20 protein-coding genes, 3 tRNA genes, 11 pseudogenes and 1 riboswitch are annotated in these 22,689 nt (G+C 66.7%); of the genes and pseudogenes, 17 read left to right on the forward strand and 17 right to left on the reverse strand.

Features of this window, described 5'->3' with window-relative positions; genetic code table 11:
* Positions 1 to 7 precede the first annotated feature (7 nt).
* The 6 genes and pseudogenes from K0H76_RS13765 to K0H76_RS13790 form a co-directional block, all read right to left on the reverse strand.
* Positions 8 to 649 (reverse strand): annotated as a pseudogene (locus K0H76_RS13765) (ATP-dependent Clp protease proteolytic subunit).
* Positions 650 to 659: 10 nt separating this feature from the next.
* Positions 660 to 1,286 (reverse strand): ATP-dependent Clp protease proteolytic subunit, encoded by a 627-nt coding sequence (locus tag K0H76_RS13770; RefSeq protein ID WP_258933360.1) that lies wholly within the window; start codon positions 1,284 to 1,286, stop codon positions 660 to 662.
* A 181-nt stretch (positions 1,287 to 1,467) separates the two neighbouring features.
* Positions 1,468 to 2,818: pseudogene (gene tig, locus K0H76_RS13775) on the reverse strand (trigger factor).
* A 119-nt stretch (positions 2,819 to 2,937) separates the two neighbouring features.
* Positions 2,938 to 3,011: transfer RNA gene (locus K0H76_RS13780), tRNA-Pro, on the reverse strand.
* Positions 3,012 to 3,144: 133 nt separating this feature from the next.
* A tRNA-Lys gene (locus K0H76_RS13785) sits at positions 3,145 to 3,217 on the reverse strand.
* A 105-nt stretch (positions 3,218 to 3,322) separates the two neighbouring features.
* A complete protein-coding gene (locus K0H76_RS13790; RefSeq protein ID WP_258933361.1) occupies positions 3,323 to 3,850 on the reverse strand; it encodes a hypothetical protein in 528 nt (175 codons plus the stop codon).
* A 101-nt stretch (positions 3,851 to 3,951) separates the two neighbouring features.
* Between K0H76_RS13790 and bcp the strand changes: the two are divergent.
* From bcp to K0H76_RS13825, 7 genes and pseudogenes are all read left to right on the forward strand, one after another.
* A pseudogene (gene bcp / locus K0H76_RS13795) lies at positions 3,952 to 4,423 on the forward strand (thioredoxin-dependent thiol peroxidase).
* 34 nt (positions 4,424 to 4,457) lie between these two features.
* A tRNA-Leu gene (locus tag K0H76_RS13800) sits at positions 4,458 to 4,537 on the forward strand.
* Between the two features lie 507 nt (positions 4,538 to 5,044).
* Positions 5,045 to 6,234, forward strand: a pseudogene (locus K0H76_RS13805) (DUF5996 family protein).
* Positions 6,235 to 6,500: 266 nt separating this feature from the next.
* Positions 6,501 to 7,466, forward strand: a pseudogene (locus K0H76_RS13810) (ABC transporter substrate-binding protein); the annotation flags it as partial.
* A gap of 492 nt (positions 7,467 to 7,958) precedes the next feature.
* Positions 7,959 to 9,385 (forward strand): annotated as a pseudogene (mqo, locus tag K0H76_RS13815) (malate dehydrogenase (quinone)).
* Between the two features lie 62 nt (positions 9,386 to 9,447).
* Positions 9,448 to 9,903 (forward strand): alpha/beta hydrolase, encoded by a 456-nt coding sequence (locus K0H76_RS13820; RefSeq protein WP_258933362.1) that lies wholly within the window; start codon positions 9,448 to 9,450, stop codon positions 9,901 to 9,903.
* 19 nt (positions 9,904 to 9,922) lie between these two features.
* On the forward strand, positions 9,923 to 10,117 hold the full coding sequence (locus tag K0H76_RS13825; protein WP_258933363.1) for a hypothetical protein: 195 nt from the start codon (positions 9,923 to 9,925) through the stop codon (positions 10,115 to 10,117).
* Between the two features lie 24 nt (positions 10,118 to 10,141).
* Here K0H76_RS13825 and K0H76_RS13830 read toward each other — a convergent pair whose 3' ends face one another.
* The 4 genes from K0H76_RS13830 to K0H76_RS13845 all read right to left on the reverse strand — a co-directional run bounded on the left by K0H76_RS13830 (position 10,142) and on the right by K0H76_RS13845 (position 13,482).
* Entirely contained in the window at positions 10,142 to 10,732 is a 591-nt protein-coding gene (locus K0H76_RS13830; RefSeq protein ID WP_258933364.1) for a hypothetical protein, read from the reverse strand.
* A gap of 335 nt (positions 10,733 to 11,067) precedes the next feature.
* A complete protein-coding gene (locus tag K0H76_RS13835; RefSeq protein WP_258933365.1) occupies positions 11,068 to 11,745 on the reverse strand; it encodes a hypothetical protein in 678 nt (225 codons plus the stop codon).
* Positions 11,746 to 11,859: 114 nt separating this feature from the next.
* Entirely contained in the window at positions 11,860 to 12,882 is a 1,023-nt protein-coding gene (locus tag K0H76_RS13840) for a hypothetical protein (RefSeq protein ID WP_258933366.1), read from the reverse strand.
* 282 nt (positions 12,883 to 13,164) lie between these two features.
* Positions 13,165 to 13,482: a hypothetical protein gene (locus K0H76_RS13845; protein WP_258933367.1), complete on the reverse strand. Its 318-nt coding sequence runs from the start codon at positions 13,480 to 13,482 to the stop codon at positions 13,165 to 13,167.
* Between the two features lie 154 nt (positions 13,483 to 13,636).
* On the opposite strand from K0H76_RS13845, the gene K0H76_RS13850 reads away from it, so the two are divergent.
* Positions 13,637 to 13,813, forward strand: coding sequence for a hypothetical protein (locus K0H76_RS13850; protein WP_258933368.1), 177 nt, complete (start codon positions 13,637 to 13,639; stop codon positions 13,811 to 13,813).
* A 4-nt stretch (positions 13,814 to 13,817) separates the two neighbouring features.
* Here K0H76_RS13850 and K0H76_RS13855 read toward each other — a convergent pair whose 3' ends face one another.
* Genes K0H76_RS13855 through sbcD form a run of 3 tightly spaced genes read right to left on the reverse strand, consistent with a single transcriptional unit; the run spans position 13,818 to position 14,987 of the window.
* Positions 13,818 to 14,237, reverse strand: coding sequence for an exonuclease SbcCD subunit D C-terminal domain-containing protein (locus K0H76_RS13855; protein ID WP_258935419.1), 420 nt, complete (start codon positions 14,235 to 14,237; stop codon positions 13,818 to 13,820).
* Positions 14,167 to 14,646 (reverse strand): hypothetical protein, encoded by a 480-nt coding sequence (locus K0H76_RS13860; protein ID WP_258935497.1) that lies wholly within the window; start codon positions 14,644 to 14,646, stop codon positions 14,167 to 14,169. The genes K0H76_RS13855 and K0H76_RS13860 overlap by 71 nt, the downstream gene beginning before the upstream one ends.
* Complete coding sequence (gene sbcD / locus K0H76_RS13865) at positions 14,535 to 14,987, reverse strand: exonuclease subunit SbcD (RefSeq protein ID WP_258933369.1); 453 nt, start codon at positions 14,985 to 14,987, stop codon at positions 14,535 to 14,537. The genes K0H76_RS13860 and sbcD overlap by 112 nt, the downstream gene beginning before the upstream one ends.
* A 99-nt stretch (positions 14,988 to 15,086) precedes the next feature.
* A riboswitch (TPP riboswitch) is annotated at positions 15,087 to 15,203 on the forward strand.
* Between sbcD and K0H76_RS13870 the strand changes: the two are divergent.
* The 9 genes and pseudogenes from K0H76_RS13870 (at position 15,193) to K0H76_RS13910 (ending at position 18,958) form a co-directional block, all read left to right on the forward strand.
* Positions 15,193 to 15,857, forward strand: a pseudogene (locus K0H76_RS13870) (ECF transporter S component). It overlaps the preceding riboswitch by 11 nt.
* Positions 15,858 to 15,972: 115 nt before the next feature.
* Positions 15,973 to 16,251 (forward strand): annotated as a pseudogene (locus K0H76_RS13875) (ATP-binding cassette domain-containing protein); the annotation flags it as partial.
* Between the two features lie 71 nt (positions 16,252 to 16,322).
* Positions 16,323 to 16,429, forward strand: a pseudogene (locus K0H76_RS13880) (ATP-binding cassette domain-containing protein); the annotation flags it as partial.
* A gap of 439 nt (positions 16,430 to 16,868) precedes the next feature.
* Positions 16,869 to 16,949, forward strand: a complete 81-nt coding sequence (locus K0H76_RS13885; protein ID WP_258935420.1) for an ATP-binding cassette domain-containing protein — start codon at positions 16,869 to 16,871, stop codon at positions 16,947 to 16,949.
* 59 nt (positions 16,950 to 17,008) lie between these two features.
* Positions 17,009 to 17,230, forward strand: a complete 222-nt coding sequence (locus K0H76_RS13890) for a hypothetical protein (protein WP_258933370.1) — start codon at positions 17,009 to 17,011, stop codon at positions 17,228 to 17,230.
* Between the two features lie 8 nt (positions 17,231 to 17,238).
* Positions 17,239 to 17,622, forward strand: coding sequence for a hypothetical protein (locus K0H76_RS13895; RefSeq protein WP_258933371.1), 384 nt, complete (start codon positions 17,239 to 17,241; stop codon positions 17,620 to 17,622).
* Positions 17,508 to 18,262: pseudogene (locus tag K0H76_RS13900) on the forward strand (energy-coupling factor transporter transmembrane protein EcfT). Before K0H76_RS13895 ends, K0H76_RS13900 begins: the two are co-directional and overlap by 115 nt.
* 31 nt (positions 18,263 to 18,293) lie before the next feature.
* Positions 18,294 to 18,788 carry a hypothetical protein gene (locus K0H76_RS13905; RefSeq protein ID WP_258933372.1) on the forward strand — a complete coding sequence of 165 codons (495 nt, stop codon included), beginning with the start codon at positions 18,294 to 18,296 and terminating at the stop codon, positions 18,786 to 18,788.
* Positions 18,740 to 18,958 (forward strand): hypothetical protein, encoded by a 219-nt coding sequence (locus tag K0H76_RS13910; RefSeq protein WP_258933373.1) that lies wholly within the window; start codon positions 18,740 to 18,742, stop codon positions 18,956 to 18,958. The genes K0H76_RS13905 and K0H76_RS13910 overlap by 49 nt, the downstream gene beginning before the upstream one ends.
* Before the next feature lie 125 nt (positions 18,959 to 19,083).
* Here the strand turns inward: K0H76_RS13910 and K0H76_RS13915 are convergent, their stop codons facing one another.
* The 4 genes and pseudogenes from K0H76_RS13915 to K0H76_RS13930 form a co-directional block, all read right to left on the reverse strand.
* Entirely contained in the window at positions 19,084 to 20,562 is a 1,479-nt protein-coding gene (locus K0H76_RS13915) for an exonuclease domain-containing protein (RefSeq protein ID WP_258935421.1), read from the reverse strand.
* 38 nt (positions 20,563 to 20,600) lie between these two features.
* Positions 20,601 to 21,347: pseudogene (rph, locus tag K0H76_RS13920) on the reverse strand (ribonuclease PH).
* A 55-nt stretch (positions 21,348 to 21,402) separates the two neighbouring features.
* Positions 21,403 to 22,188, reverse strand: a complete 786-nt coding sequence (locus K0H76_RS13925) for an MBL fold metallo-hydrolase (protein ID WP_258933374.1) — start codon at positions 22,186 to 22,188, stop codon at positions 21,403 to 21,405.
* Between the two features lie 10 nt (positions 22,189 to 22,198).
* On the reverse strand, positions 22,199 to 22,600 hold the full coding sequence (locus K0H76_RS13930; protein ID WP_258935422.1) for a DUF2017 domain-containing protein: 402 nt from the start codon (positions 22,598 to 22,600) through the stop codon (positions 22,199 to 22,201).
* Between the last annotated feature and the right edge of the window lie 89 nt (positions 22,601 to 22,689).

Below are 22,689 nucleotides of genomic sequence, written 5' to 3' on the forward strand. Positions count from 1 at the left end.
TAAGCCACTAGGAGGGCAGTTTGCGGGAGGTCAGAACGTCGTCCACCAGACCGTATTCCTTGGCCGCGTGCGCCGAGAGGAACTTGTCACGGTCGATGTCTTCTCTGACCTGCGCGGCGGTCTGGTTGGTGTGATGCGCCAGGACCTCTTCCATCCACGTACGGATGCGTCGAATCTCGTCTGCCTGGATGGCGAGGTCCGTGGCTGTGCCGCGAGTGCCTCCTGTAGCTTACTGATGGATCAGAACGCGACCGTTGGGCAGTGCGTACCGCTTCCCGGGTGTGCTTACCGCGAGCAGGACTGCCGCAGCTGAGGCGGCCTGGCCCAAGCACACAGTCTGCACGTGGGGCCGGATGTACTGCATCGTGTCGTAGATAGCGGTCATGGCGGTGAATGATCCGCCGGGCGAGTTGATGTAGAGAGTGATGTCCTGCTCGGAATCCATGGACTCAAGCACGAGCAGCTGAGCCATGATGTCGTCGGCCGAAGCGTCGTCCACCTGAGTGCCCAGGAAGACGATGCGCTCCTCGAAAAGCTTCGCGTAGGGGTCCTGACGCTTGAAGCCGTAGGGAGTCCGCTCCTCGAACTGAGGCATGATGTAGCGGGCGGAGGGCATCTCGGGCGCGTTCTGAGAAAAGTCGAAGTTCATGCTGGTGCTCCTAAAGTTCCGTCGTCGTTCTCTCAGACTCCCCGCCGCCGGAGACGGTCGAGGAGCGCTGGGCGATCTTGTCGAAGAAGCCGTATTCGAGGCCTTCATGTGCGGTGAACCACTTGTCGCGGGCATTGTCCTCAAGGATCGTCTCCACGGACTGCCCGGTCTGTTCCGCTGTGAGCTCCGCCATGACCTGCTTCATGTGCTGAATGAGCTCCGCCTGGATTCGCACATCGGACTCGGTGCCTCCGATGCCGCCCGAAGGCTGGTGCATCAGGATGCGAGCATGCGGGGTCGCGAAGCGCTTGCCGGGTGTGCCTGAGGACAGCAGGAACTGTCCCATGGATGCCGCGAGGCCTGTGGCCACGGTGACGACATCATTGGGGATGAACTTCATGGTGTCGTAGATGGCCATGCTTACCGTTACGGACCCGCCGGGCGAGTTGATGTAGAGGTAGATGTCGCGCTCGGGGTCCTCTGCGGAGAGAAGCAGCATCTGGGAGCAGATGGCGTTCGCGTTGTCGTCGCGAACATCTGAGCCCAGCCAGATGATTCTCTCTTTGAGGAGACGGTTATAGATGTAGTTGTCCTGGGATTCCGGAGCCACGCTCTGGGCGGTGGGCAACTCAGACACTGGGGTACCTCCACTGTGGTCTGCTGTCATTCTCGTCACTGAACACTAGCCCACGGGAACGCTTACTCTGGGCACTTACGCGGGGCTGTTCGCCGTGGGCACATGCAGTCTCTGGCGGTGTATGCGCAGAACCCCGGCATCGCGCGGACGCCGGGGTTCTGCTGCTGAGATGCTCGGAGGACTACTTCTCCTCGGAGGACTCCTCTGCGGCGATCTCCTCGCCGTCCTCGCCCTCAGAGGGCGGGGTGACGAACGAGGTCAGGTCCACCTCGTTGCCGTCGCTGTCTTTGACTGCAGCGTACTCAAGGACTTTGGCCAGTGCCTTGCGCCGACGGACCTCTCCGAGGATCATCGGGATCTGGCCTACCTGCTCCAGCATCTGGGCGAACTGGTTGGGCTCCATGCCGTACTGGCCGGAGGTCGCGACGATGTATTCGATGACCTCGGACTGCTCGACTCCGACTTCCTCGCGCTCGGCGACGATGTCCAGCACCATCTCGTTGCGGAAGGCGTCCTCGGTCTGCTTGCGGATCTCCTCGCGGTGGGAGTCCGTGTCGTGGTCGTCGCCCTCCGAGTGGCCCTGGCCGCTGAAGTGCTGCTCGATCTGCTCGTTCACCACGGATTCCGGGACGGGGATCTCCACCAGACCGATGAGCTTCTCGAGGACCTTGTCGCGGGCTTCGACGCCCTGCTCCTCAAGCACGGTCTGCTCAGCCTTGACGCGAGGTCCTCGCGAAGCTCGTCGATGGTGTCGAACTCTGAAGCCATCTGAGCGAACTCATCGTCAGCTTCGGGCAGCTCGCGCTCCTTGACTGCAGTGAGGGTCACTGTGACCTGGGCCTGCTCGCCCGAGTGCTCGCCGCCGCATGAGGGTCGTCTCAAAGGTTGCATCCTCTGACGGCGACAGGCCTTCGAGGGCCTCGTCGAGTCCCTCGAGCATGTTTCCGGCGCCGACCTGGTAGCTCAGGCCGTCGGCTGAGTCGACTTCCTCGCCGTCGACCTTTGCGCTCATGGCAATCGTGACGAAGTCCTGCTGCGCAGCGGGACGGTCCACATCCTTGAGGGCGCCGAAGCGGTCGCGCAGCTCGTCGAGCTCCTTCTGCACCGCAGCCTCGTCGGCTTCGCGGGCCTCAACCTCGACCTCGAGGCCTTTGTAGTCGGGGAGCCTCGATGCGGGGCTTGATGTCCAGCTCGCCGGAGAACTTCAGGACGCCCTCTTTGGTCTTCACATCGGGAATCTCGTCGACAGACACCTCAGGCTGCGAGAGCGGCGTGATCTCGGCGTCGTCCAGGCTTGCGCGGTAGAAGTCCTGGAGGCCGTCGTTGATGGCCTGCTGCACAACGTATTCCCGCCCCACACGCTGGTCGATGATGGCAGCAGGGACCTTGCCCTTGCGGAAGCCTGGAACCTGAACCTGTTCGGCAATGCTGCTGTAGGCGGCCTTGATCTTGGGCTCGAGCTCTTCGCTCGACACCTCGACCGTGAGCTTGACTCGGGTCGGGTTCAGTTCTTCAACGGTGCTCTTGACCACGTTTATGGGCTCCTGGGTCTACGGGTTACGGGTTGGCGTCCGCGCAGCGCAGCCGATGGATCGGCTCGTCAGGTCTGAAGGATGCGGCTGCATTCGCGCAGCCGCATCCTTCGACACCGTCGGGGCGACAGGATTTGAACCTGCGACCTCCTGCTCCCAAAGCAGGCGCTCTACCAAACTGAACTACACCCCGCCGCTGCGGACACGGACCGATACACAGTACCCGTTAGGAGCTGAGCCGCGCCACTGCGCGGAACTGAACCGCCCGAAAGCAGAGAAGCCGCCGATCAGATGACCAGCGGCTTCCGCTTCGCACGATCTCAGCGTGGGCCCCGCGGGACTTGAACCCGCAACCTGCAGATTAAGAGTCTGATGCTCTGCCAGTTGAGCTAGAGGCCCCAATCAGGGGTATCTGATTCGTGCAGTCTGCTGCCCAAGCGCGCCGGGGCAACGACAGGAAACCTTAGCACGGGCTCACGGTGACCGCCAACCGCACATGGCCCCTCACGGCCGCAGGGGGTGCTCGACGCTGTTCATGAAGTGATCGAGGAAGTCGTAGAAGTCCTCCACATCCCTTTTCTGATGCAGCGGAAGCCCTGGAAGGCCGGAGAATTCCACGGTTTCCCGAATGTCGAGATTCAGCTCTGTGCCTGCAGAGAGCACGATGCGGACGGTGGTGCCCTCCGTGGCCATTCCCGCCAGGTTCGTGAGATTCACAGGCACTGGGACCCTCGGCGCAGCGTCAGCGGAGGTGCCGGGCTCCATGCGGGGCAGCGCCTCATCGAGGTCGACAGGGCAGAGGACCATCTCCACCGGCTCACGCCGATAGCCCACCAGGAGATGCCGAGCGGCGCCGACAGCCTCCATCGCGGAGAGCTCGGGCCCCTCGACGGACCGCAGACCGGCAGCCGGAGCATTCTCGGCGTAGAGGAGGTTGTAGGCCCCGAAGTTCATGACGGATGCGTCGAAGGTGGAACGCAGCGCGGCCACCAGACGCCGCTCCGCCTCGCCGCGCTCACTCTTGATCACCATGCACCCATTCTATGAAAGGGGTGTGACAGATGCGTGAACGTGCTCGGCCGGAGCCGTAGGCTGGAGCCGACACTGCCCGCGACATGCCGAAAGGAAGCCCCATGACTGCTCAGCTTGAACCAGGGGACCTCGCCCCAGACTTCACCCTGCCCTCAGCAGGCGGCAGCGCCGTCACCCTCTCGGAGCTGCGCGGCGAGAAGGTCGTCGTGTACTTCTACCCCAAAGCTTCGACGCCCGGGTGCACCACCCAGGCCTGTGACTTCCGAGACTCCTGGCCTCCCTTCAGGGCGCAGGCTATAAGGTGCTCGGCGTGTCCCCGGACGGAGTGCCCGCACTGGAGAAGTTCGCCGCAGACCAGGAGCTGCAGTTCCCCTTCTCTCCGACGAGGACCACGCCGTCGCCGAATCGTACGGAGCATGGGGAGAGAAGAAGAACTACGGCAAAGTGACCGAAGGGCTCATCCGGTCCACCGTCGTGATCGATGAATCTGGGAGCGTCTCGCATGCGCTCTACAACGTGAAGGCCACCGGCCACGTCGCACGTCTGCGGAAGACGCTCGGCCTGGACAGCTAGACTGGAAGGCCGTTGTGCTCACGCACGACGGTACGCGCGAGTGGCGGAATTGGCAGACGCGCTGGATTTAGGTTCCAGTGTCTTTTGACGTGGGGTTCAAGTCCCCCTCGCGCACAGGCAAGCTGCCTACGCCCAGCCCTGCGAACTGATCATCCACCACACCGTGGAGGAAGATCCTCTCCCTCTCATCTCGAAACTGGTGCTTCTGCACCGTCTTCGGCAATTCTTGCCGAATTCAGAGGGACTCGCCGGACCAGAATCTGGGAGCAGACCCTCTCAATCAAGGCCTGGACGCGGGTGCGGAGCAGGCCTAATCTGTTGTGTGAGAGCCCTAGCTATCTATAGGCAGGGGCGGGACTCCGACGACGGCGTCGCCACCCAGGCGGTTCGGCGACTCTCATGGGAAAGGACCAGCATCCGATGATCCCGAGTGAGCGACGGTCACGCGTGTGAGCGCCGCCCGCGGCGAAGAGTGCCCGCGACTCGACGGCCTGCGCGCCCACGGAGTCCACGTCGATGAGATCCGGGCTGCTGACCGTGGCTGAGCACCATGGAACCGCAGGACAGGCATGGCCGCGTCTGCGAGTTGAGGACTGGGCAGAGACCCGGAGCACGCTGCACATGTGGACTCAGATCGTGGGCAAGATTCGACTGGTCCACGCACCCTGCTCAACCACTGGTGGCAGGTCACCCTGTACGTCAGCCCCAGAGGCCTGACCACGTCGATGATTCCGCACCCTCGTGGAGCATTCGACATGGAATTCGACTTCATCGACCACCAGCTGGTCATCCGTACCAGCGAGGGGTCGGTGCGGACCGTGGCGCTCGAGCCCAAACCTGTGGCGATCTTCTATTCGGAGACGATGGCGGCCCTCACCGACCTCGGCATCGAAGCGCGAATCCAGTCACAGCCCAATGAGGTCGATCCGGCGATTCCCTTCGCAGAGGACTACGAGCACGCCTCCTACGACGGCGTCTCGGCACGGCTGTTCTGGCGCCAGCTGCTCCTGGCGGACAGGGCTATGGGCGAATTCCGCTCCCACTTCGTGGGCAAAGTCAGCCCCGTGCACTTCTTCTGGGGCTCGATGGACCTCGCCTGCACACGATTCTCCGGCCGCACCGCCCCGCCGCATCCGGGCGGTGCCCCGAACTGCGGCGACTGGGTCATGGTGGAGGGATACTCCCACGAGCTGAGCAGCTGCGGGTTCTGGCCCGGCGGTGGGGAAGAAGGCGCGTTCTACGCCTACGCGTACCCCGAACCGGCGGGCTTCTCCGAGTTCCCGGTGGCGCCCGCCGACGCCTCCTACAGCGTCGAGGGCGGAGAGTTTCGTCTGCCCTACGAGACCGTTCGCAGGACCGATGACCCGGCGGACACGCTTCGCCGGTTCCTGCACAGCACCTATGAGGCCGCCGCTGAGCGGGGCAGTGGGACCGCAAGGCGCTCGAGGACCAGCCCGACCGATGGAGCCATGAGCAGACCCGCGGCCGCTGACCTCGCAGCTCGACGTGTCAGGCTGAGCTGCACTGCCACGGCTGTCCCGAATGCTTCACCCCGACTCTGCGGAGATGCGTCGGGCCTGAAGGCACAGGCGATATGCTTGCGCACTGCACAGACGGCGAAGCTGAGCGTGAACAGGACCGGTGTTCACGGCGTTCGCCATTCATGCGGAGACGGGGCGGAGATGGTTCAGCTGGACAGGCGCCGATTCCTCGGCGCAGCTTACCTAGGAGGCGCCGCGGCGGCGTTCGCGTCCTCCGCGCTCCCTGCCATGGCTAAGCCCGGCCGACGATTCGTCCGCTTCGCAGAATGAAGGTGACCGGCCTCCCTCCCGGGGCGAGCTCATCATCGGCGCGGTCTCCCCTGCGGGCTCCCTGGACCCAGGGCTGGCTGTCGACTCCGAGACGGAGCGGATCTGCTTAAGCAGATCTTCGAACCCTTGGTGGGCATCAACCAGGACACCGGCGGTGTGGCACCGCTTCTCGCCGAAGAGTGGGAGACCAGCCGCGACGGCCTGGTCTACACTTTCGGCTCCGCGAAGGCGTGACCTTCCACGACGGGACCGAGCTCACGGCCGACGTGGTCGCCGCCAACATCCGGCGATGGGGCAGGCTGGACTACCTCTACGGATTCGGAGCAGTCTCTGCCTCCACTCCCCTGGCCTTCCCGACGGCATTCGGCGGCTTCGCCGAGGAGGACAGCTGCGTACTGGAGTCGGTCGAAGCAGAGGATGAGCTCACTCTGGTGCTCACCCTCACTGAGCCGGTGGTGTATCTGCTCCAGGCCCTGACCCAGTAAGCCTTCGGGATCGCCTCGGAGACCGTCCTCTCCGAATCCGATCCGGGTCTGGTCTCCAGAAATCCCATCGGCACCGGCTGCTATCAGCTGGTCGGACGCAGCGAGGACGGCCGAAGCCTGAGGCTGACCGCGTTCGAAGACCACTGGGGCGACGCTGCAGGTGCCACCTCGGTCACCGTGAGAGCGCTGGGCAAATCGTTCGACAGACTCCGAGAGCTCAACCGCGGCCGGATCGATGTGTACGACCACATCACCGCCGACAACCTCCGGCCATTGGTCCAGGCAGGCCGCCTCATCCTGCAGCGCGACCCCTTCTCCATCCTCTACCTGGGCATGAACCTGGAGCACCCCATCATGGGGCGTCCTGAGGTCCGGGAAGCGATTGCCCGCTCCGTCCGCCGAAGTGCCCTCAGCGAAGCGATCCTCCTCGAAGGCTCCCGGCCTGCCTTCCAATTCACTCCGCCCGCGCTCGGAGTCCACTCCGACGCCGCCCCGCGCTACGACCGAAGCCCCACAGCAGCCGCCGAACTGCTCGAAGAGGCCGGGTACGAGGGTGAGCCGCTGCGGTTCTACTACCCCATGGCGACGACCCGCAGCTGGCTCCCGCGTCCCGAAGCTGTCTACGCGTCCCTGGCACGCGATCTGACGGATGTGGGCCTGGTCATCGAGCCCCGCCCCGTGCGCTGGGACGACGGCTACATCGAAGAGATGCTCGCCGACGATGAGCGGGCCCTCCACCTCATGGGGCGCAATGGAGGGTTCCGCTCACCACACAGCTTCTTCGGCCCCCTGTTCGGGCAGAACGGCCTGGGGATGCCCAACCGGGAGTTCAACTACGACTCGGAGGAGGTCTGGGAGCTGATGGCCCAGGCCCGCGGCGAGCAGGACGATGAGGCGCGCGCGGAGCTCTACCGCGAGCTCGCCGTCGTCCTGGCCGAAGACCTGCCGGCGGTGCCGCTGGCCTACCCCATCTCGGGGCTCGCCCTGGGCCGTCGCGTGAGCGACTACCCCATGTCTCCGGTGCTCAACGAGCAGTTCGCGAGACATCGCGCTCGCAGGCGAACGCTGAATCTGGAGCCCGCCGAATCTCAGGTAAGGTCGAGGCGACGAAACACTGATCACTTCCCACGGATCACACAGACAACGAGCAAAGGGAGCACTGTGAACCAGTCGGCAGCGACGCCGGAGGCTTCAGGCCCTGAGAACCGATACGACGTCATCCTCATCGGCGCGGGAATCATGTCCACCACGCTCGGCAGCCTGCTCAGCGAGCTGGAGCCTCACTGGTCCATCGGGCTCTTCGAGAAGCTCGAAGGGGCGGCCAGGAGTCCTCGGACCCGTGGAACAACGCCAAGCACAGGCCACGCCGCTCTGTGCGAGCTGAACTATACGCCTCAGGGCAAGGACGGCTCGGTGTCGACGGCCAAGGCCAAAGGCATCAACGAGCAGTTCCACGTGTCCCGGCAGCTGTGGTCCCACTGGGTGCAGAACGGCACGCTCGAGGACCCCGCACCTTCATCAACGCTCTGCCGCACATCAGCTTCGTCTGGGGCGACAAGAACGCGGAGTACCTCAAGGTCCGATACGAGGCGATGAAGTCCGAGCCGCTGTTCTCGCACATTGAGCACACCGAGGACCAGGCGACGATCGGCGAATGGGCGCCTCTGCTCACCGAAGGCCGTGACGCGCAGCAGCGTGTGGCCGCGTCGAAGTTCCACGACGGCACCGACGTCGACTTCGGCTCGCAGACCCGGCAGCTTGCAGCTCACCTCCAGAAGTCCGGCGCAGACATTCGGTACGGCCACGACGTCACCGGCCTCTCCCGCGCTCGCGACGGGCGATGGGTCGTCTCTCTCAAGGACCTCTCCACAGGCAAGAAGCTCAAGGCATCAGCACGGTTCGTCTTCGTCGGGGCAGGCGGCGGGGCCCTCAGCCTGCTCCAGGGGTCCGGGATCGACGAGATCAAGGGCTTCGGCGGCTTCCCGTGTCGGGCAAGTTCCTGAAGACCACAGACCAGTCCATCGCGGAGAGGCACCACGCCAAGGTCTACGGGCTGGCCTCCGTCGGCGCACCTCCGATGTCTGTGCCCCACCTCGACACTCGTTTCGTCGACGGCGGGCGGTCGCTGATGTTCGGCCCCTACGCCGCTTCTCCCCAATTTCATGAAGTCCGGCTCGTTCCTGGACCTGCCGCTGTCTGTGCGGCCCCACAACATCCTCACCCAACTGGGCGTGGCCAAGGACAACCGGGACCTTGTGACCTTCCTGCTCAAGGAGGTCGCCAAGTCGCAGCGGCAGAAGATGGAGGAGCTCTACAGGTTCGTCCCCAACGCCGGTCCGGACTCGTGGGACATGATCACCGCAGGGCAGCGCGTTCAGGTGATGAAGAGGAACGACGAGGGGAAAGCCGTTCTGCAGTTCGGCACCGAGCTCATCGCCTCCGGCGACGGGTCCATTGCCGGGCTTCTCGGCGCCTCACCCGGGGCCTCAACCGCCCCCAGCATCATGCTGCGTCTGCTGGAGCGCTGCTTCGGCGGGCTCGTGGATGCGTGGAGGCCTAAGCTCGAAGCGATGGTCCCCTCCTACGGAAGACTGCTGAATGAGGAGCCGCAGCTGTTGGAGGAGATCAGCAGCAGCACCGCTGAGACACTCCGCCTCAACGGCTGAGTGGGCCGACTGCGCTACCCGGCCCCAGGTCCTTCACCACGGACCTCGGTGCCGCGGCACACGTGTGGGAGCACCCCAGGCCGCTCAGCGACCCGGTGCTCCTGGTCCACGGCTACGGATCCAACACTCTGTTCAACTGGGTGAAGACCGGGTGGCTGGACCCTATGGCCGACCTGGGCCGGAGCATCATCTCCATCGACATGCCGGGCCATGGCGACGCCAAGAGCACTGATCCGGCCGGAATGCGCACCGGGGACCTCGTCGACGACCTGCACCAGGTGATCACCCAGCACGGGGTCGCGCTGCCGTGCACGGCTATTCATTGGGGTCCCGCGTCTGCTGGGCGCTCGCGCACGAAGCAGAAGCATCGGTGTCGTCCTTGGTCATGGGCGGATCTCCGGTCTCGCCCAAGCCGTACCGGGTGGAGGCCGACCAGGCCAGAGCCTGGGCACGAGGGGGCCCGAACCGGCCGACGAGCACACTCGACGCTTCATCACCCATGCTGCGGCGATCCCTGACCAGAACCTTCCTCACGCTGTGGAGCTGCGCCTGGCTCTCTCAGAGGAGGAGTTCGCCCCAGCCAGCACGGTGCCGCGCGTTCCGACCCTGGTCGTCGCGGGAAGCAAGGATCCCACAGCGGTCGAAGCGCCTCAGCTGGCGGACTGGGTGCAGCAGATGGGGCTCCCGCCCGCTTCGAAGAGATTCTCGGCAGGAACCACGTCAATGTGCTGACCGCCGGAGGCTACAAGGGCGTCGTCAGCCGCTTTCTCGAGGATCAGGCATAGCTCCGCCGTCCTCGGGTTCGGCGTATGGCTGCCTGAATGCAGTCTCGGGCAGCTTCATGGCTGTCAGCGGCACCACGGCGGCGCATATCACTGCCGAGGCGATGAGCATGCCGCCGGAAGAGGCGGCGAGCAGCCAGACGGCAGCCAGCACAGCGGCGATGACGACGGTCAGCCTGTTCAGCCGCGCATGCCGGGAAGCTCCCGGCAGGATCGGGGCAGTGAGCCCTCCCACAAGGGCGAGCCCCATCACCAGTGCGGCGGCCGTCGCATCCGGAGCCAGGTGACGGGAGGCGAACTCCGAGGCCCTCAGCAGGAGGATGAGCACGCCGGCGTGAAGGACGCTGCTGCTCAGCAGGATGCTGCGCGGATGAGCGTACCTGCTCAGCGTCGCGCGCAGGCCGATCGCCGCAAACACCCTCCCAGAGCGAAGAGGGCCGAGGCGACGGCGAGGAGCTGCTCCCCGCGGAAGGAGCGCCGCCAGAAGTCCGGGCACAAGGAGCACAGCAGGAACATGACAAGAAGCGCGCAGCAGCCGCTGCCCTGCACTCGAATGCATGCTCATGGTGACCTCACCCAGGAACTCTCATCGTCAGAGTCGAACCGACTCGAGAGGCACGGACGACCAGCTGCGAAGGTATCTGAGTGTGCATTTCGGCCACGTGACTGACCACTCCCACCCGCCTACTCGCCCTGCAGACTCGTGAGGGCGACCATCACCGCGTCGAGGGTCTGTTCGTCGAGGGAGCCGAAGCCTTCGTCGATGAACAGCGACTCCATCTCCACTCCCCCGCCTCAGCCTGGACGACCTCCGCGAGGCCCAGCGCCATCGCCAGGGACGCCATGAACGTCTCTCCGCCCGAGAGTGAGGAGGCTGGTAAGCGCTCATCAGAGTGCTCGTCATGGACCTGCAGGTCCAGGCCCTGTTTGCTCCCCTGACCCGGTGTCCTGGTGCAGCAGCTGGTATCGGCCCTCGGACATCGCCCTGAGATGGCGTGAGGCCGCCTGCGCGACCTCTTCGAGCTTGGCGGCCAGGACGAATGTGGTGAGGGTCATCCGCATGGGGTTGTCGTGCCCACGGCCGTTGAGGGTCTCTGCCAGAGCCAGGAGGCGGGTCTGCTCCTCGGCCTGGTCGGCTTTGGCCTGAAGGCTCTCGTTCAGGGACGCGATGCACCCGGTCACTGATTCGCGCCGGGCGTCGAAGGTGGTGAGTGCGTCCCTCGCCTGCTCGAGACGATCCTCCGCGTGCACGACTGCCTGCTGGACCTGCTGGAGCTCGTCTGCGTCGGGAGCCTGCTCGCCGGCGGACTGGCGGGCCTGGCCGCCCTTCACCTCGGGCTGCTCAGCTTCGTAGTCGAGCCGCTGCCCCTGAGCGTCATGCTCCTTGACCGCGCCGCGGAGCCGAGTGAGCTCCTCCTCGGGCAGCTGGGCTCTCCGAAGGTCGGTCGAGTCGGCGAAGTCAGATTCGGCCAGCTCGCGTTCGGCGGACTGCGCGGCGGTACTGGCGGCAGTGGCGGCAGCCGACTCGGCGCTGACGGCATCGATGGCCTGCTGGACGGCGGCCTGCAGCTCCTTCACGGCCTCGAGGCGGGCGCTGACGCTGGGGTGTCCCCGCGGAGCCGGGCGAGCCGGTCTTCGAGCTCGGCGGAAGCGGTCCGGGCGCGTTCGGCCTCCGCCTGTGAGCTCTGACGCTCATGCTCCAGGGACGTGGTAGCGCTGGGCTGCGTGGAGCTCCTCTGCGGACCTTTCCAGCTCGCGGGCGATGTGCTGCTGCTCGCGGCGGGCTTCCTGGGCCCGGCTGAGCTCCTGGTGTGCGGATTCGAGGCGCTGCGCAGCCTCCTGTGCACTGGTGTGCGCGTCGCTGTCCTCTGCCTCCCCGCCGAGCTCCTCGAGCAGCTCGTCGTACTGCTGCTGAGCGGTGCGGTGCGCCGCTGCTGCGGCGACTGCTTTCTGGTGGGCAGCTGTCATTCGCTGCTGGGCCTCGTCGACCTGCTCGAGAGTGGCGCCCTCCTCCTCATCCGCGGCGTGCGGGGCAGGGTGCTCGACAGAGCCGCACACCATACAGGGCTCTCCGGGCTCGAGTAAGTAAGCGAGCTGGGCCGCCATGCCGCCCCGGTAGGCGCTGACTGCCCGCTGGTAGTCATCATCCTGGGCCCTGTACTGCTCATGGGCCCGCTCCGCTTCGGCCTGGCGGCGCTCCTGCTGCTCAGCGGCCCGGTCGCGTCGTGCCATGAGCTGGACGATGGAGTCTGCGTCGGTCACTCGCTCCCGGGCGGACTCCGCAGCGGCGTCGAGAGCGACCTCGTCCTGCCGCCGTTCTGCCAGCTCCTGCCGGCTCTTCGTCAGCTGGTCCACGTTGGCGGTGAGCTCCTCCGCGCTCTGCTGGGCCTGGGCCGCGGTCAGCGCGGACTGTTCGGCGCTGCGGAGCTGCTGGCTGTGACGGGCTTCCAACTCTTCGGCCTCCTCCTCCGCCAGCCGGGTGCGCAGCCCCGTCAGCGTCTCAGCGGCCTGTTGGAGGGCAGAGTGATCGGGCGTTCCCCGAGGTCCACGACGGCAGGGGCTCCTGCATCGCTGTCGACGGCACCCGACCATCCGGCGCTGAGAGCGTCGGAGGCTCTCTGCGCCGCCGCCTTCGCGTGGTGGGCGGCCTGCTGGTGACGCTCCTGAGCCCTGGTCGCCTCCGGAACCACTTCTCCACGGTGCGGGCCTGTTCATGGCGGGCGCAGCGGGCCCGGTCCCTATCTGCCTGGTCGGAGGCGGCGGCATACGTCCGCCGCGCGTCCTGGTGCTCTGCCCAGCGGTGCAGCTCCCGTCGGCGCGCGGAGAGCTCCTCCGCCAGGGCTCGGGCCTTCTCTGCGGCGTCCCGGGCAGCCTCGAGGCGCCCGGTGAGTAACCGCGGCGCTGCTCCGCCTGGGCGGTGACGAGCTCCCGAGCTGCTCTGGAGGTGCACCGTCAAGGTCGGCCTCCTCCGTCCCTGCGCCCTCCTCGGCGGGGGCATCAGAAGTGTGGCGGTGTCGCTGCGCAGGCGGGCGGTGAGCTGCTCGATCTGGGCTTCGATACGTTCGCTGCGGGCCCTGGCCTCCTTGGCCTGGTCGTTGAGCCGCTCCTCCAGGCGTCGGAACCGGAAGGTGTCGAAGAGCTGTTCGAGGAGCGCCTGCTTATCGGCGCTCTTGGCGTGCAGAAAGTCAGCGAAGTCTCCTGAGGAAGCAGGATCACTTTGGTGAACTGCTTCAGGCTCAGCTGGAGGATGCCGCTGAGTTCAGCAGTAGCGGCTTTGATGCCTGAGACTCCGACGTCCCAGCCGTCCCCGTCCATCGCTTCAGGCTGAGCGTAGGGTTGACCATCGTCTTGCGCCCCGCGCGGATGAACGAGGGTGTCCGACGCACCCAATAGCGATGTCCGCCGACGGAGAACTCCAGTTCCACAAAGGGGCTCGCTCAGCAGGCGCGTGGTGTGACTTGAGAAGGTTATGGTCTCTCAGCCCTGCTACATTCCCGTAGAGGGCAAATGTCACGGCGTCGAGCACCGACGTCTTCCCGGAGCCGGTGCGGCCGCGCAGCAGGAACAGACCCTCGGCGCTGAGCTGATCGAAGTCCACGGCCTCAGTTCCGGGAACGGCCCGAAGGCGCACAGAGTCATGGCGTGAAGCTTCATGCGCGCACCTCCTGGAGGGCTTCGGCGATCAGCTGCTGCTCAGCCTCATGGGGGCCCCGGCCGCGCACATGCTCCAGGAAGCCTGCGACCACCTCAGCATCGGTGCGGGCCTGCTGCAGCTTCTGCGAGTAGGTGGACCCGCTGGTGAGCCTACCTGCCCCTGCATAGCTGAAGCTGGCTAGGTATGGGTAGGACTCCTGGACGCGCTGGAAGGCCTGCTCGGGCCGCTGATCATCAGTGAGCTTCACCTGCACGTAGGCGTGGGACCACCGCTCCAGGGTCTCCGCGCCGAGGATCTCCTCGATCGTGCCGGAGAGGCGCTTGAGGGGGCGGCCGATGCTCCAGTCAAGGGCCGCGGTGCTTCCGTCGGCAGTGTCGTAGATCCACGCTCCTTCTCCTGCTCCGCCTCGGAGAATGAGTAGCGGATCGGAGACCCGGAGTACCTGACGGTGTCCGTGAGGGCCTGCCGTCCGTGGAGGTGGCCCAGGGCTGCCCAGTCGAAATCGTCGAAGATCTCCAGCGGGACCACCGAGAGCCCGCCGACGGTGTCCTCGTGGTGCTCCGGCTGCTCCCCGCGGCGACATCCGCACCGATGTTCCGCTCTGATGCGGACGCCGTGCCCTTGGCGGCGAAGAGGTGCGCCATCACAATGGTGCGCGCCTGGGGGCTGCGCTCGGCACGATCGACCCGGATCCGTTCGGCCACGGCACGGGTCACGGCAGTGTGGTGGGCGCGCTCACAGCCGAGCTCCGCGGCGTGAAGCTGCGGCTCCAGGTAGGGGATGCCGTAGACCAGCACCGGGCCGTGCTCGTCCTCCAGCTCCACGGGCACCCAGGCGTCTTCGAGTGCGCTGCGGATGTGCACCCCGAGCTGCGCATCAGGCTTCGCCCGAACCCCAGCCGGGCCGCCGAGTCGTGGTTTCCGGAGGTGACGATGACCTTCGCACCCAGCTCCACGAGCCGCCCGAGGGTTCTCTCCAGCAGCTCCACGGCCCACTCCGGCGGCAGCGCCCGGTCATAGACATCGCCGGCGATCAGCACGGCATCGATGTTCTGCTCCCTCACGTCGGCGCACACGGCCTCACACAGCTGCTCCTGCTCAGTGCGCAGGCTGAAGCCGTGGAAGCCACGCCCAAGATGCCAATCGGAGGTGTGCAGGAAGCGCATAGGCCAAACCTACCGGTGCGAACGGACAGCCACGTGCGCGCAGCCCCGTGCTAATGTGACGCCCACCACCGCTTAGGCGGTGACAACTGAATACCGAACTCTGTCCGACAGGGAGCGGCCGCCGATCACCGGCCAGTCGCTGAGAGTGGGCTTGAGGCCCAGACCCTTGAACCTGATCAGGCTAGAACCTGCGAAGGAAGTCGCTATGAACTCTTCTTCAGCGCTCTCACGCGCATCTGCACGGTCCGCATCCGCACGCCGCTCCATGCGCTGGAGCGTCTCCGACATCGTGGTGGCGTCCACACTCGCCGTCGCCTCCGGGGTCATCTTCTGGGGCTGGAACCTCAGCTACCACTTCGTGGGCAGCCTCTTCGCCTTCTATCCGCCGGTGGAGACGCTTGTCCACGGCATGTGGCTCTTCCCCGCCGTCCTCGGCGCTCTCATCATTCGCAAACCCGGTGCGGCGATCTACTGTGAGATGGTCGCCGCCGCCGTCTCCGCCCTCCTGGGCTCCCAATGGGGCCTCACCGTGCTCTCCTCCGGGTTCATGCAGGGGCTCGGGGCCGAGCTCATCTTCCTGGCCGTCATGTACCGGCGCTTCAGCATCGAGATCGCACTCCTCGGCGGGGCCGCCTCCGGGCTCACCGGCGGCATCACCTACCACTGGATCGTGCCCATGTACGCCTACGCACCCCTGGAGACGGCCATCCACATCGGCTGCTTCATGCTGTCCGGGGCCATCGTCGCCGGGCTTCTCCCTGGCTGGGCACCCGGGCGCTCGCCGCCACCGGTGTTCTGGGACCGATGGCCTCGAGGAAGGCGCACCGCGAATCTCCGCTGGGCCGAACAAGCCCCCGCCGTGCCCTCTGATCCGGCGGCCGTCCGGCCGAGCACCCGCACCACGACGCCGCAAGCTCCCTCAGCTGGAGCACAGGTTCTTGCCCGGGGTTGGACATGGCACCATCCCGACCGGGACTCCCCAGCGGTCGCAGGTCTGGACCTGCAAATCCGACCCGGCGAGAAGGTCCTCATCGCAGGACCCTCCGGAGCAGGCAAATCCACTCTGCTGCACGGACTCGCCGGTGTTCTGCAGGACCAGGGCGCCGAAGCCCAGGGTGATCTGCTCATCGACGGCGCACGCCCCGAGGAGGCACGCGGCCGGGCCGGGCTCATGCAGCAGGACCCGGCGGCCGCCGTCGTGCTCTCCCGCCTCAGCGACGACGTCGCCTTCGGCCCGGAGAACCTCGCCGTTCCCCGGGACGAGATTCCGGACCGTGTCGCCGAAGCGCTGCGGGCCGTGGGGCTCGGTCACCTCCCCGTGACCATCCCACCGCTCAGCTCTCCGGCGGTCAGAAGCAGCGGCTCGCACTGGCTTAAGCATCCTCGCGATGCGCCCGGGTCTGCTGCTGCTCGACGAACCCACCGCCAACCTCGACCCTGAGGGTGCCGACAAGGTCCGCGACGCGGTGATCGCCGCCGCCGGACGCACCGGCGCCACCCTCGTCGTCGTCGAGCACCGGCTGGCCCGCTGGGCCGAGCACATGGACACGCTGGTCGTGCTCACCCCAGGAAGCGGAGTGAGTAGGCGAGCGCCCTCGTCGACTCTCAGCACAGACGGTGCCCTGCGAACGGAGCTCGCCGAGGCGGGCCTCTGGGTCCCAGGGTGGGACCGATCGCCACGGTCAGCCCCTGGTGACGCCGAGGGGATCTCCGCGCTTAGCTGGACGTGCTCAGCAGTCGGGAGTGCAGGGCAGCGATGTCGTGCTCCGGGCCGAGGGGCTGGCCGTCTCACGGCACAGTCCGCGCAGAGGGTGGCGGCGACGTCACTGCCCTGCCCCGGTGCTCACCGGGGTGAACCTCACCCTGAGCGCTGGCCGGGCGGTGGGCATCACGGGGCCGAACGGAGCTGGCAAATCCACCCTGCTGCTGTCACTGGCGGGCCTGCTGCCTCCGCACGCTTAAGCACGCTCACCCCGGACCCGCATGCGTGGAATCCGGCACAGCTGATCAGTCGTATCGGGATGGTTTTTCAGGAGCCTGAGCACCAGTTCGTGAAACCCACTGTGGCCGAAGAGCTGAGGCTCTCCGCGGAGAAGGCGCGCACCGTCGACGGTAAGCCGCAGTTCGCTGAGACGGATGTCGAGTCACGAGTGGCCCAGCTGCTGCACCGCCTGCGGCTGGAGCAGCTCGCCGACGCCAACCCGTTCAGCCTCTCGGGGGCGAGAAGCGCAGGCTCTCCGTAGGCACCGCCTTGGCCTCCGGTCCGCAGGTGCTGCTGCTCGACGAGCCGACGTTCGGGCAGGACGCCCACACCTTTGCGGAGATCGTCGACCTGCTGCGTGAGCACCTCGCCGCGGGCGGGGCTGTGCTGGCGGTCACGCACGACGCCGCGTTCCTGGAGGCCCTCGACGCTGAGACTGTCGACGTCGGGCAGTTCCGCAGCCGCCCTGCGGAACTGCCCTCATCCGAACGGGGACCACGGAGCTTCCCGGGCTGGGCTCCGTGCGGAACGCCTCGTGGCTGGGCCGACGCAGCCCTCTTGCGAAGCTGGCAGCACTTGCTCTCATCACGTTGGCCCTGGTGGCGACCATCGATGCGGTCTCGGCGGCTGTGGTCGCAGCGGCCAGCTTTGTGATGCTCGGGCTGGCGGGAATCCGTCCGTTGGCCTTCCTCGGCCGTATCTGGCCCTTTGCAGTCGGGGCGGTGATCGCCGTATGGGGCACCGCGATCGCCGGTGAAGAATCTGGGCGGGTGCTGCTGGACCTGGGCTTCACGACAGTCAGCAGCGGCTCGTTGCTGCTCGGCGTCGCCCTGGGGCTCCGAGCCTTCGCCATCGTGCTGCCCAGCGTCATCATCCTCTCCACCACCGATCCCACCGACCTGGCTGACTCGCTGGCCCAGCAGCTGAAGCTACCGGCGCGATTCGTCCTGGGCGCACTCGCTGCGATGCGGCTCATGGGGCTGCTGGCAGAGCATTGGAGCACCCTGGGCCATGCGCGTCGCGCCCGCGGCATCGGTGCCAAGAAGGGCCTCCTAGGGGAGTCTCCGGCACCCTGTCCCAAGCGTTCGGGCTGCTGGTCCAGGCGATCCGGACAGCCACACGCTTGGCCATCACCATGGAATCCCGGGGCTTCGGCGCCGGGCCGCGCACCTGGGCACGACCAGCGCGTCTGGTGCCTACGGATGCTCTCGTGGTGCTGGCAGGCGCGGGAATAGCGGCCGCGGCCACTGCCGCGTCGCTGCTGGCAGGCACCTGGAACCTGGTCTGGACCTGAGTCCGTGCTCGACGGCGGATACCCTGTCCGGGTGAACAGAGACACGCTGACCGACGAGGAGCTGATCGCGCAGTTCCAGGGGCAGATGACCGCACTGCTGCCCGGCCGGGATGAGCCGATCCATGCTGAGACGCTGCTGACCCTCTGCCTGGCCGACGGACTGCTTGAGGTCCTCGAGTGGTCCGCCGAAGGAACGGGGGCAGACCCGCTGGCAGCGATGTGGCTGGCCTGTCTGCGCTGGCACCGGGCCGTCACCGGGTCCTTCCCCGAAGGCTCCCGCAGCCCCGCGGCGGCCCACCGACCACGCTCTGGCGCTCATCCTGCAGGTGGCGGAAGCCCGCTCGTCCCCGGCAGCGCAGAGAGTTCGCTGCGCGGGCTCGCCTCCGCGGACATGGCCTACCCCAGCTCCCCTGCCCAGCCGGAGGCATACGACACGGCCGTGCTCTCCCGAGCCGTTCCGATCGGGCTGTTTCCTATGTGGGCGTCGAGACGCGGAAGAAATGGGCTCAGGAAGCCATCAGCCTGACCCACGGTCACCCTGACCTCGTTGCCGCCGCGCAGTCGCGGGTCGCAGAGGTCACCGCCGGAGAGCACTCAGAGCAGGATCTTTCCGAGGAGCAGTCCCGGCACGAGCTGCTGAGCGTCGTCGTCGAGGACCTTGCCCGCCGGTGGCGCCAGGCTGCTCAGGGCACGTAGGGCCACGCCGCCCCGGCCAGCTGTCGGAACCCCGCTCGGAGACCATCCGGATGCTCTGTCCGGTCTCCCTGCGCTTGAGCGCATCCTTGGCCTTATTGGAGCCCAGCGGTCCCTGCGGGTCCCGATCAGCGGCGAGGTCTGCTTCGTCGAACCCGTCGCCGATGACAAGGATGCTGGTGGAACCTGTCACTCGTGAGGAGGTGGTGCCTCCGCAGTAGGCGACCAGCTGCTTGGCTTCGCCGCGAGGAATCACCAGGTTCCCGGTAAAGCTGACATGCTCGCCGAAGAACGGGTGCGACGGGTCCGCGTCCTGGTTCGCCGGAAGGTTCCGGCCCTCCTCCTGCCAGCGCATCAGATCGGGCAGCTCCTGCCCCTAAGGGGACGGTCGCATCGAAGAGGTCACCGTAGCCGCGGATCTGCCGGGTCGCCCGGGACTCACGCACTCGCGGCGCCGTCCAAGGCTCCAGCACCTCAGGCTCGATGCTCGCGGCACCGAACAGTGCGCGCGGATCCGGAGTCTGCTGACGACGTGCAATGTCGACCACGATGGCAGCAGAGGCTCGGGCATCCCAGAGCGCGTGGTGATGATGCTTCAGGTCGAAGCCCGCTTCGGCAGCCGCCTTCGGCAGGGCGTGCGAGGGGAGCTGGTACACGGCCCGGGCCAGGCGCACCGAGCAGAGTCCGCTGAGGCCCGGTCCGTCGATCCCGGAGACTTCGAGAGCGGACTCGAGGACTTCGAGGTCGAACGTGACGTTGTGCGCCACCAGCGTGTCCGCACCGATGAATGCGGCCACCTCGTCGAACGCCTCTCCGAAGCGGGGCGCGGAGGCGGCAGCCTCTGGGGTGATCCCATGGATGCCGATATTCCTCGGATCGAACCGGTCGAAGCCCTCCGGCGGTCTGAGCAGCGTGTAGTGCGTCTCGGCCTCGACGCCGTCCCGCACCCGCACCAGACCGATGGCGCACGGAGAGCCGCGAAAGCCGTTGGCGGTCTCAAAGTCCACGGCGGTGAAGTTCAGCCCCTCACGCCCCCGCCAGAACCTCCACGATTCGGGGGCGAGCGCGGAGAAGGCTCTGCCGCGGTGCGAGATCGCGTTCTTCTCCTCCATGGACAGCTCGGCCGCGGAGCGCGACTCTCCGGCAGGCTGCAGGATGGGGTCATAGCCGAATCCGCCATCGCCTCGTTCGGCGGTGAGCAGCTCACCCTCCAGGCGGCCCTCTGCCGTGTGCTCAGCACCGGAGGGGTGACGAGGATGCGACGCATATGAAGGCTGCAGCGCGGTGGGCCTGCGGCACATCGGCAAGCTGCTGCAGCAGCAGGCGCCGATTGTTCTCGTCCGAAGCCTGCTCCCGGCCCAGCGCGCGGAAAAGATTCCGGGTGCGCCGCCGAGCACGTCCACGGCTAGCCCCGAATCATCCGCAACGGTAAGCAGTCCGGTCTGAGCAGCCACCTCACGGGCCTTCAGCAGTGAGTTCGCCTCGAAGGTGACGCCGGTCTCTGGAATCTCTGCACACCCGGCTGTGACAGCGTCGACGACTGCGGCGTCCAGGTCCAGGTAGGCGAGCGCGGGCTCTTCGGCCAGCAGGGCACGAAGCTCGCGCACTTTGCCCTGGTTGCGTGTCGCGAGGACGAGCCGGGCACTCATGCGGCGTCCAGCGCCTGCTTCTGCATCTCGGAGAGCTGGGCGCACCCCGCGACGGCGAGGTCCAGAAGCTCATCCATCTGGCTGCGGGTGAAGGGCGCTCCTCGGCGGTGCCCTGCACTTCGACGAAGTCGCCGGATCCGGTGACGACGACGTTCATGTCAGTCCCAGCGGTGGAGTCCTCGGTGTAGGGCAGATCGAGCACAGCGTGGCCGTCGGGCAGGACGCCCACACTGATCGCTGAGACCGAATCGGTGAGGACCTCGGCCTTCCTGCCCACGTGACCCTCCTGGCGAGCCCATTCGATGGCCTCCACCAGTGCCACGTAGGCACCAGTGATCGCTGCCGTGCGTGTGCCGCCGTCGGCCTGGAGCACGTCGCAGTCCAGAGTGATCATGTTCTCCCCAACGCCTTGGTGTCCACCACGGCCCGCAGGGCGCGGCCGATCAGCCGGGAGATCTCGTGGGTGCGGCCGCCGATCTTTCCCTTCACGGATTCGCGCGAGTTTCGGGTATTGGTGGCCCGCGGCAGCATCGCGTACTCAGCGGTGACCCAGCCGGTCCCCGGCCGCGCAGCCAGCGCGGCACGTCGGACTCGAAGCTGGCGGTGCACAGCACCCTGGTGCCGCCGAAGTCGATGAGAGCACTTCCTTCGGCCTGCGAAGACCAGCCGCGTGTGATGGTCACGTCGCGCAGCTGGTTGGCCAGGCGGCCGTCATGGCGGAGGTAGTCGGACGTAGTGCTCACAGTGGTGCTCTCCTCGATGTGTGTGTCGGTCGCTGCTCTGCTTACTCCGGATGCATCAGATGCGGTAGGAGGCGCCGGGCGCAACAACGGCAGTCTCACCGGAGTAGTGCGCCGCAGCCGCCTCGAACACCTTATCCGGGTCCGTCCACACCGGGATGTGGGTCAGGAAGAGCCGCTTCGCCTCCGCATCGGCGGCGGTGCTGTTTACGCGTGCACCGGTCAGGTGAATTCCCCGCAGCTCCTCATCCCGGCCATCCTGGTAGGCAGCCTCGCAGAGGAAGATATCAGCTCCCCGCGCAGCCTCAGTCAGCCCTTCGCACGCGTCGGTGTCGCCTGAGTAGGTCAGAGTCCGCACCTCGCCGCTCTCGTCGACGGCCTGAACACGCAGGGCGTAGGCCTCCGGTGTGGGGTGCCATACGGCATACGGGGTGATGGTGAACGGTCCGACAGTGTGGGGCTGCCCGTCCGCCCAGTGTCTGAAGTCGAACTCCTCAGACATGCCCGGATCGGGGTCGATGCCGTAGACCTCCGCCGCTCGGCGGGCGGTCTCCTCCGGGCCGAAGATGGGGATGAGTCCGGGGCCCGAACCGCCGGGATGCCACTTCGCTGCGACGTGCAGTCCGCAGATGTCGCTGAAATGGTCGGGGTGTAGGTGAGAGAAGGCGACCGCATCGATCTCGTCGAGGCGGATGTGACGCTGCAGAGCACCCAGGGCCCCATTGCCCAGGTCGAGAAGCAGGCGCCATGTCCGGCCCGCGTGCTCTGCGGTGAGCAGGTAGCAGGATGCCGGAGACTCCGGACCCGGGAACGAGCCGCTGCAGCCGATGATGGTGAGCTCCATGCCGCTCACCCTACCGCCCGGCGTGGCCTCCCTCCTGCTCCTCGTCGTCGGGGAGCACATCGAGCATCGCGGAGAAGAGCGACTCCTGAAGCCAGGTGATGAAGGTGTAGATCTCCGCCATGAACGCCTCAGTGCTTCGACTGGCTCCCGAGGCCGCCAGCTGATGGACCTTTCTGGCGTCCGCGTCATCCTCGATGCCCAGACGCACCGACAGAGTCAGGCGCAGGTCGTTGAGTGCGCGGCCGAAGGCCGGAGCCTGCTCCTCCTTCAGGCGCACCGTGCCTGACTCCAGGAGCATCCGGGCGGTGCGCAGGTCACTGATCTTCGACTCGCGCAGGGAGCCCTCGGCGAGCCGCCGCAGCTGCCGGGCCTCCTCCCCGTCCTCGTGGGCGTCGGGAAGGAGGCGGGCCAGGACGCCGTCGGTGGCGGGTCCAGCCCGGGAGCTGGGGTGTCGGGCTCTTCGTCCGCCGGAGCTCCTGTCCCCTCGTCCATGCCTTCGCC

The organism is Nesterenkonia pannonica (assembly GCF_019575955.1).
In the GTDB taxonomy this organism is placed as follows: domain Bacteria; phylum Actinomycetota; class Actinomycetes; order Actinomycetales; family Micrococcaceae; genus Nesterenkonia; species Nesterenkonia pannonica.

Bases quoted from the DNA above. Each gene is read 5' to 3' on its own strand.
- K0H76_RS13790 (WP_258933361.1), bottom strand. From the start codon at position 3,850: ATGGTGATCAAGAGTGAGCGCGGCGAGGCGGAGCGGCGTCTGGTGGCC.
- K0H76_RS13830 (WP_258933364.1), bottom strand. From the start codon at position 10,732: ATGAGCATGCATTCGAGTGCAGGGCAGCGGCTGCTGCGCGCTTCTTGT.
- K0H76_RS13840 (WP_258933366.1), bottom strand. From the start codon at position 12,882: ATGAACAGGCCCGCACCGTGGAGAAGTGGTTCCGGAGGCGACCAGGGC.
- K0H76_RS13845 (WP_258933367.1), bottom strand. From the start codon at position 13,482: ATGGACGGGGACGGCTGGGACGTCGGAGTCTCAGGCATCAAAGCCGCT.
- K0H76_RS13850 (WP_258933368.1), top strand. From the start codon at position 13,637: ATGGTCTCTCAGCCCTGCTACATTCCCGTAGAGGGCAAATGTCACGGC.
- sbcD (WP_258933369.1), bottom strand. From the start codon at position 14,987: ATGCGCTTCCTGCACACCTCCGATTGGCATCTTGGGCGTGGCTTCCAC.
- K0H76_RS13890 (WP_258933370.1), top strand. From the start codon at position 17,009: ATGGTTTTTCAGGAGCCTGAGCACCAGTTCGTGAAACCCACTGTGGCC.
- K0H76_RS13925 (WP_258933374.1), bottom strand. From the start codon at position 22,188: ATGGAGCTCACCATCATCGGCTGCAGCGGCTCGTTCCCGGGTCCGGAG.